The following is a 13,903-nucleotide window of genomic DNA, read 5'->3' on the forward strand; positions in this document are numbered from 1 at the left end:
TACTGCACTCGAAGGGGTGTGGGAGAGTAGGACGCCGCCGGAATTAGCGTGATAGACGAGTAGGCCCCCTCCTGTGGAGGGGGCCTACTTGCGTTTCAGGGCCGTCGCATCTGTCGGCGGGTGATCCGGGTTCTGTCACGAGCCTGTCCTGGGGGCTGAGTTCGCGGCGCCGCTCCCGCTATCGTGTACGCATCACGCACGCACCGGCCAGCAGGGAGCGCAAGCACCGCCGGCTGTCTGGGGGGACCTTGGGTGCGGCGTTCGTCTGGGGGGTTACATCAACATGCGCAGAAGTGTGCGTAAGGGCTTCGTTGTCATGGCCGGAAGCGTTCTCGCGGTCGGGATGCTGACCGCATGCCAGAACGACGACGAGGGTGGCACCGGCAACGGCGGAGTCTCGATCGACGACAAGGTCGGCATGGGTTCCGACGACGACGCGGGCAAGGCCGACACGGACAAGGGCGATGGCGGCAAAGGGGGTTCGGTGCCCAAGGAGCTGGTCGGCTCCTGGCGGACCGGGTCCGGGGCGACGGTCCAGTACCAGGACGCCATCACCGGGGCGTACGCGCCGCCGAGTGGCAGCACGGGTGAGTTGACCATCAAGTCGGACGGGTCGTACACCGACAACGGCCTGTTGCAGACCACGATGTACAACTGCACGACGTCGCTGTTCGTCATGGAGGAGGGCAAGGTCTCGGTCTCCGGCGACAAGGTCACCTTCAAGCCCAGCAAGGTGAAGACGTCGATGCAGAATACCTGTAGCGAGAGCAGCAACTTCTACAACCGCGACGGTACGAAGAACACCAAGGTCGACACCTTCGAGCTGACCCAGGACACGAACGGCCCTGTGCTCCGGCTTACGGACGAGGAGGGGGCGTCGAGCGACTACCGGCCCGACAAGTAGACGTGCTTCACCCTTCGTGCGAGCCGCGGGCCGATCCGCCGTCGAATTCTTCCGTGGGGTCCGGCCCGCGGCTCGTTGCCGTGAGGAGCCACCAGACCATGTCGTACGTCGCGGACCGGTAGACCGCGTCCGTCGACGCGATGTCGTACAGCGCGGCATCCCGAACCCGTGTGCAGTGGCTCACGATGTGATTCACGACGTACAGGCGGTTGTCGTACGCGAAGTCGTCCGCACGTCGGCGTGCGGCCGCGGCGTGGGCCGGCCCCGAGCCCCAGGCGACCACGATGAACGGCGTTGCGGGACGAGATACTTCAGCCGCTGAGGGGAGCTGGTGGAGCCGCGCCGGATTGACGGTGACGGCGTCGACCGCGTACACGCGGACGATTCCCCGTCCAGCCGGTGCTGCTGGTGCTTCCATGCCGTGTGCGCCCTTCCTAAGGTGCCGCAACCCGGGAATGACTTTCCGTATCCAAACGGTTGCTCATCGCGGTTAGGCTCGTAAGGTGCGGTGGCCTGAAACGTGCACCTTTCAGGTCCGTTGATCTTGGTGAAGGGGGATGCATGCCAAGGGTGTTGGACCCGGCGGATTCGATTGCCGCGCTGTTCGGAGCACGTGTGAAGCGTCTCCGCGAGGCACAGGGATGGACGCAGGAAGAGCTCGGCGAGCAGGTGCGTACGCACAGCACGCGCGTGAACCAGATCGAGCGCGCGACGGGCCACCGCCCGACACTGGATCTGGCGCGACGGCTGGACGACGTGCTCGGTGCGGACAACCTGCTGGTGGAGTTGTGGACGCACCTCTACAAGCAGTCGTTTCCGGACTGGTCACAGGAGTTCATGAGCTTCGCAGCTCAGGCCACGATGATCCGCGAGTACGCCGCACACGCGGTTCCGGGCTTGTTGCAGACGGAGTCTTACGCCCGTGCGTTGCTGCGCGCCGGACGATCGTGGACCAGTGAACGGCATCTCGCCGAGCGCCTCGCCGCTCGTATGGACAGGCAGCTGCGGCTTCAGGCCGCTGACCGTCCGGGGATGTGGGTCGTTTTGGACGAGGCCGTCCTCCGGCGTCCGGTCGGCGGTCCCGTCGTCATGCGCGAGCAGCTCGCGCGCCTGTTGGCCACGGAGCACGACCCCGACATCACGGTCCAACTCCTGCTCTTTGAACAGGGTGAACATCCGGCCATGGGCGGCTCGCTCACGCTGCTGACGTTGCCGGACGGGCCGACCGTGGCGTACACCGAAGGCGCCGACTACGGGAGATTGGTCGAGGACAAGGCGGCAGTCGAGGACTACGCCATGACCTACGATCACGTTCGGGCGCTGGCCCTGCCACCAAGCATGTCCCTGCGCATGATCGAAACAGCGATTGAGGAGACCACACGTGCAGAACGCCGTTCACCTCGAACTGCTCGCTCCCGCATGGCGCAAGTCGAGCTACAGCAATCAGGAAGGCGGCAACTGCCTGGAGGTCGCAGGCCGCGCTTCCGGCATCGTCCCCGTCCGTGACAGCAAGGATGTCGACCGGGGTGCGATCGCCGTCCCGGCGGCGTCCTGGTTGTCGCTGACGGCTGCCCTCAAGCGGCCGTAGTCGTGGCGCGCCGGGGCCCCTGACCGGTTGATCGACTGCCGAGGTCCTACAGTGAAGGGGAACTCAGGAGGTCGGTTCCGTTGCAGGACGCGCATGCGCAGTCGCACGGGGAGGTCGGCGAGGATTCGGCGGCGGCCGGGGATCCCGGGATTTTCGGGCCCGGCTCCGTTACGTGGCAGTTGCACGCCGATCCGGCGATGTGGGTTGCGGGGGTGCGGGCGCTCTACCTTCAGGCGCTGCATCCGCGCGCGGTGCGGGGCGTGGTCCAGAATTCGGCGTTCCGGAAGGACCCGTGGGGGCGGTTGTTCCGGACCGCGGACTTCGTCGGCGTCACGACGTACGGCTCTCGCGCCGAGGCGGAGCGGGCCGGGGCGCGGGTGCGTCGGATCCACCAGTTCCTGCGAGCGACCGATCCCGAGACCGGGGTGTCGTACCGGATAGACGAGACGGCGCTGCTGCGCTGGGTGCACTGCGCCGAGGTGGTGTCGTACGTCGATGTCGTCCGGCGGTCGGGGTTGGCCTTGAGCGACAAGCAGGTCGACGCCTACCTGGCGGAACAGCGCGCGTCTGCGGTGCTGGTGGGCCTGGCGCCGGATGATGTGCCCGGGTCGGCGGCGGGGATGCGGGAGTACTTCGAGGACGTGCGTCCCGCGCTCGCGCGTTCGCCGGAGGCCGACGATGTGTGGGACTTTCTGCGGCGCCCTCCCGTGCACCCGGTGTTGTGGCTGGGCCGTGAGCTGCTGTGGCGCCAGGTGTCGGAGCTGGCGTACGGTTCGCTGCCCTCGTGGGCGCACGAGATCTACGGGCGCCGCCCGTTGCCGCCGTTCGCGGTTACCGCCGGGCTTCGGCTGCTGCGGTCGACCTCGCTGGCGGTGTTGCCGGCGGCGCGGCTGGCCGGGTTCCAGTCGCCGCACATCAAGGCCGCGGTGGAGCGCCTCGGGCCGGACGCGGCTCCGGCACGGCCGGGGGTTCTGTCGGGGTTGACGGCGTCGTAGCCGGAGGCGTTCGGGGAAGTGGCGTTGCCGGCAGGGGTGTTCGGAGTCCGGGGGCGATTGCCAGGGTGACCGCGATCGACGCGGTCGCCATCACGGTCATCGCCGCGGCAGGTGAGGTGTATTGCGCGACGGTGCCGGCGATCGTCGCCCCGACGGCCTGCATTGTCAGCATGCCCGACGAGTGCAGTCCGAGGGCCTGGCCGAGGACCGGCTTGGGGGTCAGCGCGATGAGGCGTTCCTGCAACAGGAGCGTGGCCGCGTAGCCGACCGAGGCGATCGCGATCGCGGCCACCGCGAGTGGCAGCGCGGGGCGAAGCGCGAAAACGAGGTAGGGCGCCGCCAACAGCAGGCGCAGGAACGGCCCGAGGCGGCGCCGCCGGTCGGGGCCGAGGAAGCGTCCCGCCGTGATGTCGCCGACGAGCATGCCGGCGGCCGCCGCGGCGAGGAGCAGCCCGGCATGGTCGGGGTCGTAGGCGACGAAGACGGCCTCGCATCCGACGATCAGGCCGTTGGGGACCCACATGGCGACGTAGACGTAGCGGCGGGGGACCGAGGACCAGATCAGGGTGTTGGTACGCCACGTCTCGCGTACGGACGGCCGCCCGGCCGCCCTGGGCGCCCGTTTCCGCAGGCCGAGCAGCGCGATTGCGGCGGCGGCCACGTCGAGTGCGGCCGCGGTCAGAAGTGTGCCGCGGGCCGACAACGCGCCGACCAGGACCGCGCCGACGGCGAAACCGACGATCTGGAGGCTGCCGACGCAGATGTTGAGGACCGAGCGGCCGAGCAGGTAGCCGTTCTCCGGCAGGATCTCGGTGAGCAGGCCTAGGCGTACGCCGCCGCCCACCGACGCGGCGAGGCCGAGCACGAGCAGCACCGCGAACGCGGCCCAGATCGGCAGGCCGGGGAGGGCGATGACGGCGGTGCCCACGGCGAACACCAGGGCGAGGCCGGCCGTCGTGGCGCGCGGCGGCAGACGGTCGGCGGCCGAGAGCAGCGTCATGGCCCCGACCACCTGGGCGAAGGACGCTCCGAACATGCTGAGCGCGGACAACAGGGGGGAGCCGGTCGCGTCGTACACGAGCGTGGCCAGCGCCAGCGAGCCGATCGTCGTGGCGGCGACCTGGGCGCAGGACGTCGCGAAGAGCGGGGTGAACTCCGGGGTGCGGAAGAGTTCGCGGTAGGTCTGCATGGCTCGGAGCATGCCCGGGACGCCGCGGCGGGACGTAATGTTTCGTCAGGAGGCGAAACATGGGGCTGTGGCTGGTGAACGCGGACACGCTGGCGGCGGGCCGGTTCGTCGTGTCGCCGCTCGCCGAGGCGACGGCCGCGCTCATGGCCTTGTCGGCGGGCAGCGCGGTGCATCCGGGCGAGCGGGCCTGGCTGGACGCGCATCTGGCGCCGTTCCGGGCACGCGTCGCGGCCGACCCGCCGGCCGAGCGTCTGTGCGAGGTGGCGTTCGGACGGTCATGGATCGCGGACTTTCTGACCCCGTGTCCGAGCGGCGAGGCAGGGCTGACGTTCGATCAGGAGGTCCGCCGGGTGGCGGAGACGCCGCCCGAGCGGGCACGCGCGGACGCGGAAGTGGCGTACGGCCGCCCGCTCCCGCCGGACCTGCGCGGCGTGGACTTGGGCGCGGTGGCCACGGAACTCCTGTCGTGGGTATGGAAGTCGGCCGTGCTGCCCGACTGGGACGCACGACGACGCGTCCTCGAGGCCGATGTCATCGCGCGCATGGGCGAGTTGAGCCGCGGGGGCTGGGCGGCCGCGCTCGACAACCTGCGCCCGGGCATGCGATGGCTGGGCGACGGGCGGCTCCAGATCAACACGCACGACTATCCGCCGCGCGAAGTGGTCGGCGCACAACTGCTGTTCGTGCCCGTCACGCCCCGCAGCGGCTGGGTTTCCTGGGACCTGCCGCACCGATACGCGATCGTCTACCCGTGTGCCGGCGCTCTCGCCGACGTGGCGGCCGGTCCGGCGTTGCCCGGCGCCATCGGCCGACTCCTCGGCGACGCCCGGGCGTCGGTGCTCCTGCTGCTGGACACCCCCAAGAGCACCACGCAGCTCGTCGCCCTCACCGGGCAGGGCCTCGGTTCGGTCGGCGGCCACCTGAAGGTGCTGCGCGAGGCGGGACTCGTGGGCCGCCGCCGCGTGGGCCGGTCGGTGCTCTACTTCCGCACCGAAGCCGGCGACACGCTGCTCGCGGCCCCGCCGCACGACTGATCACGTCCGCGGACCTCCCGACTCCGCCTCACGGAGGGGACGCGTGGGGTCACAGGTACTTCCGGGCGGGGGGCACAGATACGCGGGGCTCACTGGTACTTGGGGGACGGCTTCTTCATGGTGTAGTCGAGGACGCCGTGTGCCGGCGATCCGTCGCCCTCGAAGCTCCGCGTCCGGGTGTTCTCGGTGCGGAAATCGTCCGGTGCCCCCGCGCCCCGTATAGCCGCGGCGCCGGTTCTCGCACCAGCCGGGTGACGTCGATGCGGGTCGAGGGAAGGTCAGGGGAAGAGGAGAGCGGCGAGGTCGGTGACTTGCTCGCGGAGGCGTCGGCGGGTGCCGGGGCGCGACATGGCGAGGTGGTCGACGATGGCGGTCTCCAGGAGGGACCGCAGGATCCGGGCGATGCGGGTGCGGCCGGACGGGAGTTCGGGGAACATCTCGGCCAGCCAGCGCGCGATGCTCGCGTCCAGGGCGATGGTCAGTCCGCCGGTCACCCCGCGGGAGAGTTCGTCACCGCGCATGCCTTCGCTGAGCAGCAGCCGCAGCACCTCGCGTTCCGCGAGGCCGGCCTGCCACAGGCGCGTCATCATCTCCACGAGCCGTTCGCGGGGTGGGAGCCCGGTGTCGACCGGCGGTGCGCCGGTGGTGAACCGGTCGGTGTACGCACGGTCCTTGACCAGCTCGCGCAGCAGGTCGGCCTTCGACGGGAAGTAGTGGTACAGCGTCGCGACGTTGAGTTCGCACGCGGTCGCGAGGTTGCGCATCGAGGTGCCCGTGAAGCCCTGCGCGCTCATGAGAGTGAGCGCGGTACGGAGTATTCGGGCACGCTGCTGGCCCGTCGCGGTGGACGCGGGGGCCGGGGGGACCGGGTCGGCAGGCTGACGTTTCATCGGTTGCCACCCTTCCATCAAACGTTCGTTGGGGCCATACTGCTGGGCAACGTCAAGGATCTTGATCTCAGCGGCCGCCGGTCGGCCGCCGGCGAAGGGAACGGCCCGTGGCGAACGGCTTCTGGGCGCACGCGCAGGAGAACCCCGGAAAACTCGCGCTGGTCGACCCGGGAGGCCGGGAGTGGACCGCGGGGGAACTGCTCGCGGCGTCGAACCGCCTGGTGCACGGGCTGCGGTCGGCGGGCATGGCGGCGGGCGACGTGTTCAGCGTCGTACTGCCCAACGGGGCCGACTACATCGTGGCGTACCTGGCCGCGGCGCAGGCCGGCTTCTACATCGTGCCGGTCAACAACCATCTCGTGGGTCCCGAGCTGGCGTTCATCCTGGAGGACAGCGGCTCGAAGGTCGTCATCGGCCACGAGCGGTTCGCCGACGTCGTGTCGGCCGCGGCCGAGGAGGCCAAGCTGCCGCCCGAGGCGCGCTTCGCGATCGGGGAGGTCCCGGGCTTCCGGCCGATCGCCGAGCTGACCGACGGTCAGCCCGACAGCCTGCCCGAGGACCGCGGCGTGGGCATGCCGATGAACTACACGTCCGGCACCACCGGCCGCCCGCGCGGAGTGCGCCGCCCGCTGCCGGCCGGTTCGCCCGAGGACGCGCGGTACGGCGGCACGCTGCTCATCTACGGCCTGCGCCCCGGCGGCGACAACGTCCACCTGGTCGGCTCGCCGCTCTACCACACCGCCGTCCTACAGCATGCTTCGCAGTCGCTGCACATCGGGCACTCGGTCGTCCTGATGGACAAGTGGCTCCCCGAGGAGATGCTGCGGGTCATCGAGCGGCACAAGGTCACCCACACGCACATGGTGCCGACCCAGTTCCACCGGCTCCTCCAACTGCCGGACGACGTCAAGGCCAAGTACGACGTCACCTCGCTCCGCCACGTCGTGCACAGCGCCGCGCCGTGCCCCGACCACCTCAAGCGCGGAATGATCGACTGGTGGGGCCCGGTCATCGAGGAGTACTACGCCGCGAGCGAGGGCGGCGGCACCTTCTGCACGTCGCAGGAGTGGCTGGAGCGGCCGGGCACGGTCGGCAAGGCGTGGCCGATCAGCGAGGTCGCGGTCTTCGGCGACGACGACGAGAAGCTGCCGCCCGGTGAGGTCGGCACGGTCTACATGCTCATGAAGACCGGGGCGTTCAAGTACCACAAGGACGAGGAGAAGACCCGCAAGGGCCGCATCGGCGACTGGTTCACCGTCGGCGACGTCGGGGTCATGGACGAGGACGGCTACCTGTTCCTGCGGGACCGCAAGATCGACATGATCATCTCGGGCGGGCAGAACATCTACCCCGCCGAGATCGAGGCGGCGCTGCTGCGCCACCCGGCGGTGGGGGACGTGGCGGTGTTCGGCGTACCCGACGACAACTGGGGCGAGTCGGTCAAGGCGGTCGTCGAGCCGGTCGAAGGCCGCGAGGCCGGCGACGCCCTGGCCGACGAGCTGATCGCGTTCTGCGCCGAGCAGGTGGCGAGCTACAAGCGCCCGCGCAGCGTGGACTTCGTCGCGGCGATGCCGCGCGACCCGAACGGAAAGCTGCAAAAGCGCCGGCTGCGCGACCCGTACTGGGAGGGCCGCCAGCGCGCGGTCTGAGGCGGCCCCGGGTTGCGCGGGGCGCAATTCGGGATGCTCGGACGGAAAAGGAATACACCGCCCGGTGGGACCCGGGCGGTGTATTCGCCGTTGTTCTTTCCGGCAATTCCGGGCAGCCGTGATCGGCAATGCGCGCGGCATTTTACCGACACCGGGAAGGCGCGTGTACGGAAAAGGCCGGGCCCCGTTTTTTCCGGGACCCGGCCCTTTTCGCGTGGCGCCGGCCGACCTCGGGGGTCGGCGGCAACCGCCGGCAACTATTCGGTGCAGACCGACAGCGCCCACGGCAGGTCCGGCTTGCCGGTCGGGGTGCGTCGCGTCTCCTCGACGAGGCGCAGTACGCGCGGCACCTTGTACCCGGCGATCTTGGTCCGGCAGTGCTCCTGGATGCCCTCGAGCGTCGGCTCCCGGCCCTCGCGCGGCTGCACGACCACCGCGACGGTCTGGCCCCAGCGTTCGTGCGGGACACCGACCACGATGGCGTCGTAGACGTCCGGGTGGTCCTTGACGGCGCCCTCGACCTCCTCGGTGAAGATCTTCTCGCCGCCGGAGTTGATGGTCGCCGAGCCGCGCCCGAGCAGCGTGATCAGGCCGTCGCCGTCCAGGCGCGCGTAGTCGCCGGGCACGACGTACCGCGTGCCGTCGGGGGCCGTGCGGAACACCTCCGCGCTCTTGACCGGGTCGCCGAGGTAGCCGAGCGGGATGTTGCCCTTGCGGCCGAGGCGGCCGATCACACCGATCGGCAGCGGGTTGAGGTCGTCGTCCAACACGACCGAGTCGGGCACCGCCTTGATGGTGATGCCGCCGCCGTCGGGCGCGGTCTGGCCCTTCACCGCGACGCCCACGCCGTTCGCGCCGGACTCGGACGCGCCCACCGCGTCCGAGACGATGACGCCGAGGCGCTCCATGAACGCGTCCTTCAGCGTGGGCGAGAAAAGCGCGGCGCTCGACGCCACCGCAAACAGCGAGGACAGGTCGTACGACCCCTCCGCCCCGTCCGCGCGCGGTTCGTCGACCGCCTCGATCAGCGGACGCGCCATCGCGTCGCCCGTGATCATGATGACGTTGACCTTCTCCTCCTCGACGGCCTTCCACACGCCGTGTGCGTCGAACTTGTCGATCAGCACGATGCGCTGACCCTTCGACAGGTTCTGGAGCACGCCCCACTGGGTGGCCCCGTGCATCAGCGGCGCGATCGGGAAGAACGTCCCGCCGCCGTTGCGGCCCTTCTCGGCCAGGTCCTCGGGGCGGTCGACGCGCTCGCCGTTGGTCGGGTCGATGCCGCCGCCGAGCGCGAAGATGACGTCCTCCTGACGCCACATCACGCCCTTGGGCATGCCCGTCGTGCCGCCGGTGAACAGCAGGTAGATGTCGTCGCCGGAGCGCGGCCCGAAGTCGCGCTCGGGGGAGCCGGACGCGACCGCCTCCTCGTACGGGACCGCGCCGAGCGCGCCGGTGTCCGCGTCCGTGCCGTCCTCGACGACGATCAGGTGGCGCAGCGACGGGACCTTGGGCGCGACCTCGCCGACCCGGTCGGCGAACTGCCGCTGGAAGACCATGGCGACAGGCTTCGCCTGGTCGAGCAGGTACGCCAGCTCCTCGGCGACGTACCGGAAGTTCACGTTGATGCAGACGCCGCGGATCTTGTAGATCGCGAGCATCGCCTCCGCCCACTCCACGATGTTGTAGGCGTAGACCGCGACATGGTCGCCCGGCGCGACGCCGGCGTCCGCGAGATGGTGGGCGAGGCGATTCGCACGCTCTTCCAATTCGGAGTATGTGCGTCGCTCGCCGTTCGCTACGACTGCCTCGCGGTCGGGGTATTGCTCAACCGCGTGCTCGAAGAGGTCGGCAAGGTTGAATTCCATGGCCGGAGCGTAAGGTGCGAGGGCGCGTGAATTCCATAGTGTGACGGATTTACTGTGCGCCGGGTCTTGTGACTCTCTCGACGGCCCTGCACCCTTGACTCAGACAATGATCGTCTTTCCTGTGCCAAATCGGTACGGGGTCGTACAAGGAGGGGCTTTGGCCGCCAATCCGCATCTTCTGGTCGAACGCCGTGACGGTACGCTGCTGGTCACGCTGAACCGCCCGGAGGCGAAGAACGCGTTCTCCCTGCCGATGCTGGTCGGCCTGTACGACGCGTGGCTGGAGGCCGACGCCGACGACGACATCCACTCGATCGTGCTCACCGGCGCGGGCGGCGTGTTCTGCGCGGGCATGGACCTCAAGGCCCTCGCCGGAGCCGACATGGCCGACGGCGACACCGCCGTCTACCGCGAACGCATGGCCGCCGACAAGGACCTGCACTGGAAGGCGATGCTGCGCCACCACCGCCCCCGCAAGCCGCTGATCGCCGCGGTCGAGGGGTTCTGCGTCGCGGGCGGCACAGAGATCCTCCAGGGCACCGACATCCGGGTGGCCGGCGACACCGCGGTCTTCGCCATCGCCGAGGTGCAGCGCGGCCTGTTCCCGCTCGGCGGCTCGACGGTGCGCCTGCAGCGCCAGATCGGCTACACCAACGCCATGGAGATGCTCCTCACCGGCCGCCGCTACACCGCGGAGGAGGCCCGCGAGATCGGCCTCATCGGTCGGGTCGTCCCAGCGGGCACCGCGGTGGACGCGGCTTTGGAGATCGCCGCGATCATCAACGGCAACGGCCCGCTCGCGGTCGAGGCGGTCAAGCGCTCGATCATCGAGACCGCGGACCTGTCGGAGGCGGACGCCCTCAAGCGCGAACTGGAGATCGGCCAGCCGATCTTCGCGACCGCCGACGCGAAGGAAGGCCCCACCGCGTTCGCGCAGAAGCGCAAGCCGGTCTTCCGCCGCGCGTAGCCCCCGTGGCGGCAGACGCGGGCGTCTGCGCCGAGCCGCGCGCGGAGGGACACTGGAGGCAGCGGCGCCGCACCCGGCGGGCCGGGCGCGGTCGGGCCGCTGGAGGTTTCCATGCCTGACACCGAGGCACGTGGTGCCGTGGCCGGCTCCGAAGCCCGGCACGAGCACCACGAAGTGCACTCGCCCCCGCGCGTGGTGGTGAGGGGCAGTGACATCCACCCCTCCGACGCCGACCTGACGTCCGAGCAGACCGCCCACGCGTACGAGACGTCGCAGGCCGAAGGGGACCGCGGCGACGACTGACCGGCACCCCGGAACAACGGAAGCCGCCGTCTCCGCCGCCGCAACAGGCGGTGGAGACGGCCGCTTCCGCGCCCGTCGGGAGCTTGAGGAAACGGTCTAGTGGCGCGTCGGCTCGTGGCGTCGCTCGTCCGCCGACGCCCGTCCCACGTCGGCCGCCGCCGCGTCGTCGCGGCCGCCGACCCCGGGCCGGCGCCGCGGCAGCAGCAGCGCCGCCACCGGACCGATCAGCGACCCCACCGCGACCACCGTCACAGCGGTCCGGATCCCGCCCACCGACACCAGCACCGCCAGGCCCACCCCCGAGCCGAACTGCAAGGCGGTGGAGGCCAGCCCGGACGCGGCCCCCTGCTCGGCGTCGGCCACCCCGGAGGCCGCGGCGACCCACATCGTGGTGAACACGATGCCCGTGCCGAGCCCGAAGCCGACGATGCCGGGCAGCAGTCCGGCGTAGGACGCATCCTCGGTCATCCCCGCCGCCAGCAGCGCCGCCCCGGCCGCGGCCACCGCGAACCCCGCCATCAGCGTGCGGCGCACCCCCAGCCGCCCGGCCAGGCGCTCTCCCACGAGGTTGCCCGCCGTGATGGACAGCGTCGGCCCGAGGAACGCGACCCCCGTACGCATCGCCGAATAGCCCATCTCCTGCTGGAACCACAAGGTCAGGAAGAACGGCACCGCCTGGATCGTCAGCCCGAACACCAGGATCACGCCGGTGGCCGCGGTCAGGCTCCGCTGCCGGAACAGGCGCAGCGGCAGCAGCGGGTCGGGTGTCCGCGCCTCCACCGCCACGAAGCCGGCCAGCAGCAGCACCGCGACCCCCGCGGCACCCGCCACCCGGGCATCGGCCCACCCCCACTCGGGGCCCTGCGCGATCGCGAACACCAGCAGCGTCAGGCCCACGGTGCCGGTCAGCGCCCCCGGGAAGTCGAACCCCTTCCGTCCGACCGCTTCGCCGCCGTCTCGCCCGACCGCCGCCGCGTCGCGCGGCAGCAGGCCGAAAGCCGCCACGCCGGCGAGCACCACCAGCGGAACGTTCACGTAGAACACCGCCTCCCACCCCAGCGCGCTGGTCAGTACGCCGCCGAGCAGCGCCCCCAAACTCAGCCCGCCCGCTCCCGACACCGCCCACACGGTCAGCGCCCGGGTCCGCGAAGGTCCTTCCGCGAACAGCGTGTTGACGAGCGACAGCGTCGCCGGGAACAGCACCGCGCCGCCGATGCCCTGCACGGCGCGCGCACCGATCAGCAGGCCCGGCGCGGTGGCGAGGCCGCCGAGCATCGAGCCGACCCCGTACAGCGCCATGCCGGCCACGAACATCCGGCGCCTGCCCAGGAGATCGGCGAGGCGGCCGCCGAGGAGGAGCAGACCGCCGTAGACGACGGCGTACGAGCTGACGACCCATTGCAGGGAGCGGTCGGAGAAGCCGACGTCCGCGGCGATCTCGGGCAGCGCGACGTACACGACCGTGAAGTCGAGCGCCGTGACCAGGCCCGCGAGAGCGAGCAGCGCGAGTGTCCAGGCGGGGCGTGCGACATGCGGCGGCATGGCCGACCTCCGGTCGGGAGGCCTCCGGGGAGGCGGGCGGTCTGTACGCCGTCCAGCCTGTGCGGACCGCCGCGCCGCACCCAGGCCCCGGCTTTGCCTATGCACCGCGTGATCACCCTCGCGCCGACTGCGGTTATCGTCGCAGGGTGGACACACGTGTCGAACTGAGCGAGTTTCTGAAGTCGCGCCGGGCACGTCTGACCCCGCAGGACGTCGGGCTGCGGGCGTACGGCGGCCGCCGCCGCGTGGCGGGCCTGCGCCGCGAGGAACTGGCCGGCCTCGCGGGCGTCAGCGTCGCGCACTACACGCGCCTCGAACAGGGCCGGTCCGACAGCGTCTCGGCGGAGGTGCTGACCGCGATCGGCACGGCGCTGCGGCTGGACGACGACGAGCGGACGTACCTGAGTCAGCTTGCCCGGCCCGACGCCCGCACGTGTCCGGAGACGGCCGTGCCGCCGCGCCCGGGTCTGCGGCACCTGGTGGCATCCTTCGGCGCGACGCCGGCCATCCTCGTCGGCCGGCACACCGAGATCGTCGCCTGGAACCCCGTCGCGGCCGCGCTGTTCGGCGACTTCGCGGCCATGCCGGAAGGCGAGCGCAGCATCTCGGACCTGATCTTCCGTCACCCGCACATCCGCGAACTGCACGGCGACGGCTGGGTGCACACCGCACTCGAACACGCGGCACACCTGCGGGTGTTGGCCGCGTGCTACCGCGGCGACAAGCGCCTCGCCGCGCACATCGAGCGCCTGCGCGCGGCCAGCCCGGACTTCGCCCGCATGTGGGCGGCGCATCCCGTGGCGCGCGCGGCCCACCGGTTCTACCGGCTGAACCATCCCGTCGTCGGCGAACTGGAGTTGTACGGCGAGTTGCTGACGTTGCCGGGCGACCCCGAGTACAGCGGCCTGGACCTGTTCGCCGCCGAGCCGGGTTCGGCGTCCGAGCGGGCCCTGCGCCGCCTGGCGGCGGCCTGA

At 70.8% G+C, this 13,903-nt stretch carries 14 protein-coding genes; 9 read left to right on the forward strand and 5 right to left on the reverse strand.

Annotated elements, in window-relative coordinates:
• The first annotated feature begins 316 nt into the window (after positions 1-316).
• The gene (locus ACWD12_RS36035) at positions 317-904 is read left to right on the forward strand and encodes a hypothetical protein (RefSeq protein ID WP_450103118.1); all 588 of its coding nucleotides are present in this window, start codon (positions 317-319) and stop codon (positions 902-904) included.
• Between the two features lie 7 nt (positions 905-911).
• Here the strand turns inward: ACWD12_RS36035 and ACWD12_RS36040 are convergent, their stop codons facing one another.
• A complete protein-coding gene (locus tag ACWD12_RS36040) occupies positions 912-1,280 on the reverse strand; it encodes a hypothetical protein (protein ID WP_450103119.1) in 369 nt (122 codons plus the stop codon).
• Between the two features lie 185 nt (positions 1,281-1,465).
• On the opposite strand from ACWD12_RS36040, the gene ACWD12_RS36045 reads away from it, so the two are divergent.
• From ACWD12_RS36045 to ACWD12_RS36055, 3 genes are all read left to right on the forward strand, one after another.
• Positions 1,466-2,410, forward strand: a complete 945-nt coding sequence (locus ACWD12_RS36045) for a helix-turn-helix domain-containing protein (RefSeq protein ID WP_450103120.1) — start codon at positions 1,466-1,468, stop codon at positions 2,408-2,410.
• The gene (locus ACWD12_RS36050) at positions 2,367-2,492 is read left to right on the forward strand and encodes a DUF397 domain-containing protein (RefSeq protein WP_450103183.1); all 126 of its coding nucleotides are present in this window, start codon (positions 2,367-2,369) and stop codon (positions 2,490-2,492) included. The genes ACWD12_RS36045 and ACWD12_RS36050 overlap by 44 nt, the downstream gene beginning before the upstream one ends.
• Before the next feature lie 80 nt (positions 2,493-2,572).
• Complete coding sequence (locus ACWD12_RS36055) at positions 2,573-3,487, forward strand: oxygenase MpaB family protein (protein WP_358360923.1); 915 nt, start codon at positions 2,573-2,575, stop codon at positions 3,485-3,487.
• Here the strand turns inward: ACWD12_RS36055 and ACWD12_RS36060 are convergent.
• Entirely contained in the window at positions 3,408-4,676 is a 1,269-nt protein-coding gene (locus ACWD12_RS36060; protein WP_450103121.1) for an MFS transporter, read from the reverse strand. The two genes, ACWD12_RS36055 and ACWD12_RS36060, sit on opposite strands and share 80 nt — an antisense overlap.
• Before the next feature lie 59 nt (positions 4,677-4,735).
• Between ACWD12_RS36060 and ACWD12_RS36065 the strand changes: the two genes are divergently transcribed.
• A complete protein-coding gene (locus tag ACWD12_RS36065) occupies positions 4,736-5,710 on the forward strand; it encodes a DUF5937 family protein (RefSeq protein WP_450103122.1) in 975 nt (324 codons plus the stop codon).
• 278 nt (positions 5,711-5,988) lie between these two features.
• Here the strand turns inward: ACWD12_RS36065 and ACWD12_RS36070 are convergent, their stop codons facing one another.
• Positions 5,989-6,600: a TetR/AcrR family transcriptional regulator gene (locus ACWD12_RS36070; protein ID WP_358360932.1), complete on the reverse strand. Its 612-nt coding sequence runs from the start codon at positions 6,598-6,600 to the stop codon at positions 5,989-5,991.
• 107 nt (positions 6,601-6,707) lie between these two features.
• Here ACWD12_RS36070 and ACWD12_RS36075 point away from each other — a divergent pair, with 107 nt between their 5' ends.
• The gene (locus ACWD12_RS36075) at positions 6,708-8,249 is read left to right on the forward strand and encodes an acyl-CoA synthetase (RefSeq protein ID WP_358360934.1); all 1,542 of its coding nucleotides are present in this window, start codon (positions 6,708-6,710) and stop codon (positions 8,247-8,249) included.
• Positions 8,250-8,506: 257 nt separating this feature from the next.
• Here the strand turns inward: ACWD12_RS36075 and ACWD12_RS36080 are convergent, their stop codons facing one another.
• Complete coding sequence (locus ACWD12_RS36080) at positions 8,507-10,117, reverse strand: acyl-CoA synthetase (protein WP_450103123.1); 1,611 nt, start codon at positions 10,115-10,117, stop codon at positions 8,507-8,509.
• Between the two features lie 157 nt (positions 10,118-10,274).
• Between ACWD12_RS36080 and ACWD12_RS36085 the strand changes: the two genes are divergently transcribed.
• Positions 10,275-11,084 carry a crotonase/enoyl-CoA hydratase family protein gene (locus tag ACWD12_RS36085; protein WP_450103124.1) on the forward strand — a complete coding sequence of 270 codons (810 nt, stop codon included), beginning with the start codon at positions 10,275-10,277 and terminating at the stop codon, positions 11,082-11,084.
• Between the two features lie 111 nt (positions 11,085-11,195).
• Entirely contained in the window at positions 11,196-11,387 is a 192-nt protein-coding gene (locus tag ACWD12_RS36090) for a hypothetical protein (RefSeq protein WP_358360940.1), read from the forward strand.
• 96 nt (positions 11,388-11,483) lie between these two features.
• Here the strand turns inward: ACWD12_RS36090 and ACWD12_RS36095 are convergent, their stop codons facing one another.
• Entirely contained in the window at positions 11,484-12,929 is a 1,446-nt protein-coding gene (locus tag ACWD12_RS36095) for an MFS transporter (RefSeq protein WP_450103125.1), read from the reverse strand.
• A gap of 146 nt (positions 12,930-13,075) precedes the next feature.
• Here ACWD12_RS36095 and ACWD12_RS36100 point away from each other — a divergent pair, with 146 nt between their 5' ends.
• Complete coding sequence (locus ACWD12_RS36100; RefSeq protein WP_450103126.1) at positions 13,076-13,903, forward strand: helix-turn-helix domain-containing protein; 828 nt, start codon at positions 13,076-13,078, stop codon at positions 13,901-13,903.

The sequence above is a fragment of the Streptodolium elevatio genome (assembly GCF_053592165.1).

Bases quoted from the DNA above. Each gene is read 5' to 3' on its own strand.
- ACWD12_RS36035 (WP_450103118.1), top strand. From the start codon at position 317: ATGGCCGGAAGCGTTCTCGCGGTCGGGATGCTGACCGCATGCCAGAAC.
- ACWD12_RS36045 (WP_450103120.1), top strand. From the start codon at position 1,466: ATGCCAAGGGTGTTGGACCCGGCGGATTCGATTGCCGCGCTGTTCGGA.
- ACWD12_RS36060 (WP_450103121.1), bottom strand. From the start codon at position 4,676: ATGCAGACCTACCGCGAACTCTTCCGCACCCCGGAGTTCACCCCGCTC.
- ACWD12_RS36065 (WP_450103122.1), top strand. From the start codon at position 4,736: ATGGGGCTGTGGCTGGTGAACGCGGACACGCTGGCGGCGGGCCGGTTC.
- ACWD12_RS36070 (WP_358360932.1), bottom strand. From the start codon at position 6,600: ATGAAACGTCAGCCTGCCGACCCGGTCCCCCCGGCCCCCGCGTCCACC.
- ACWD12_RS36080 (WP_450103123.1), bottom strand. From the start codon at position 10,117: ATGGAATTCAACCTTGCCGACCTCTTCGAGCACGCGGTTGAGCAATAC.
- ACWD12_RS36090 (WP_358360940.1), top strand. From the start codon at position 11,196: ATGCCTGACACCGAGGCACGTGGTGCCGTGGCCGGCTCCGAAGCCCGG.
- ACWD12_RS36095 (WP_450103125.1), bottom strand. From the start codon at position 12,929: ATGCCGCCGCATGTCGCACGCCCCGCCTGGACACTCGCGCTGCTCGCT.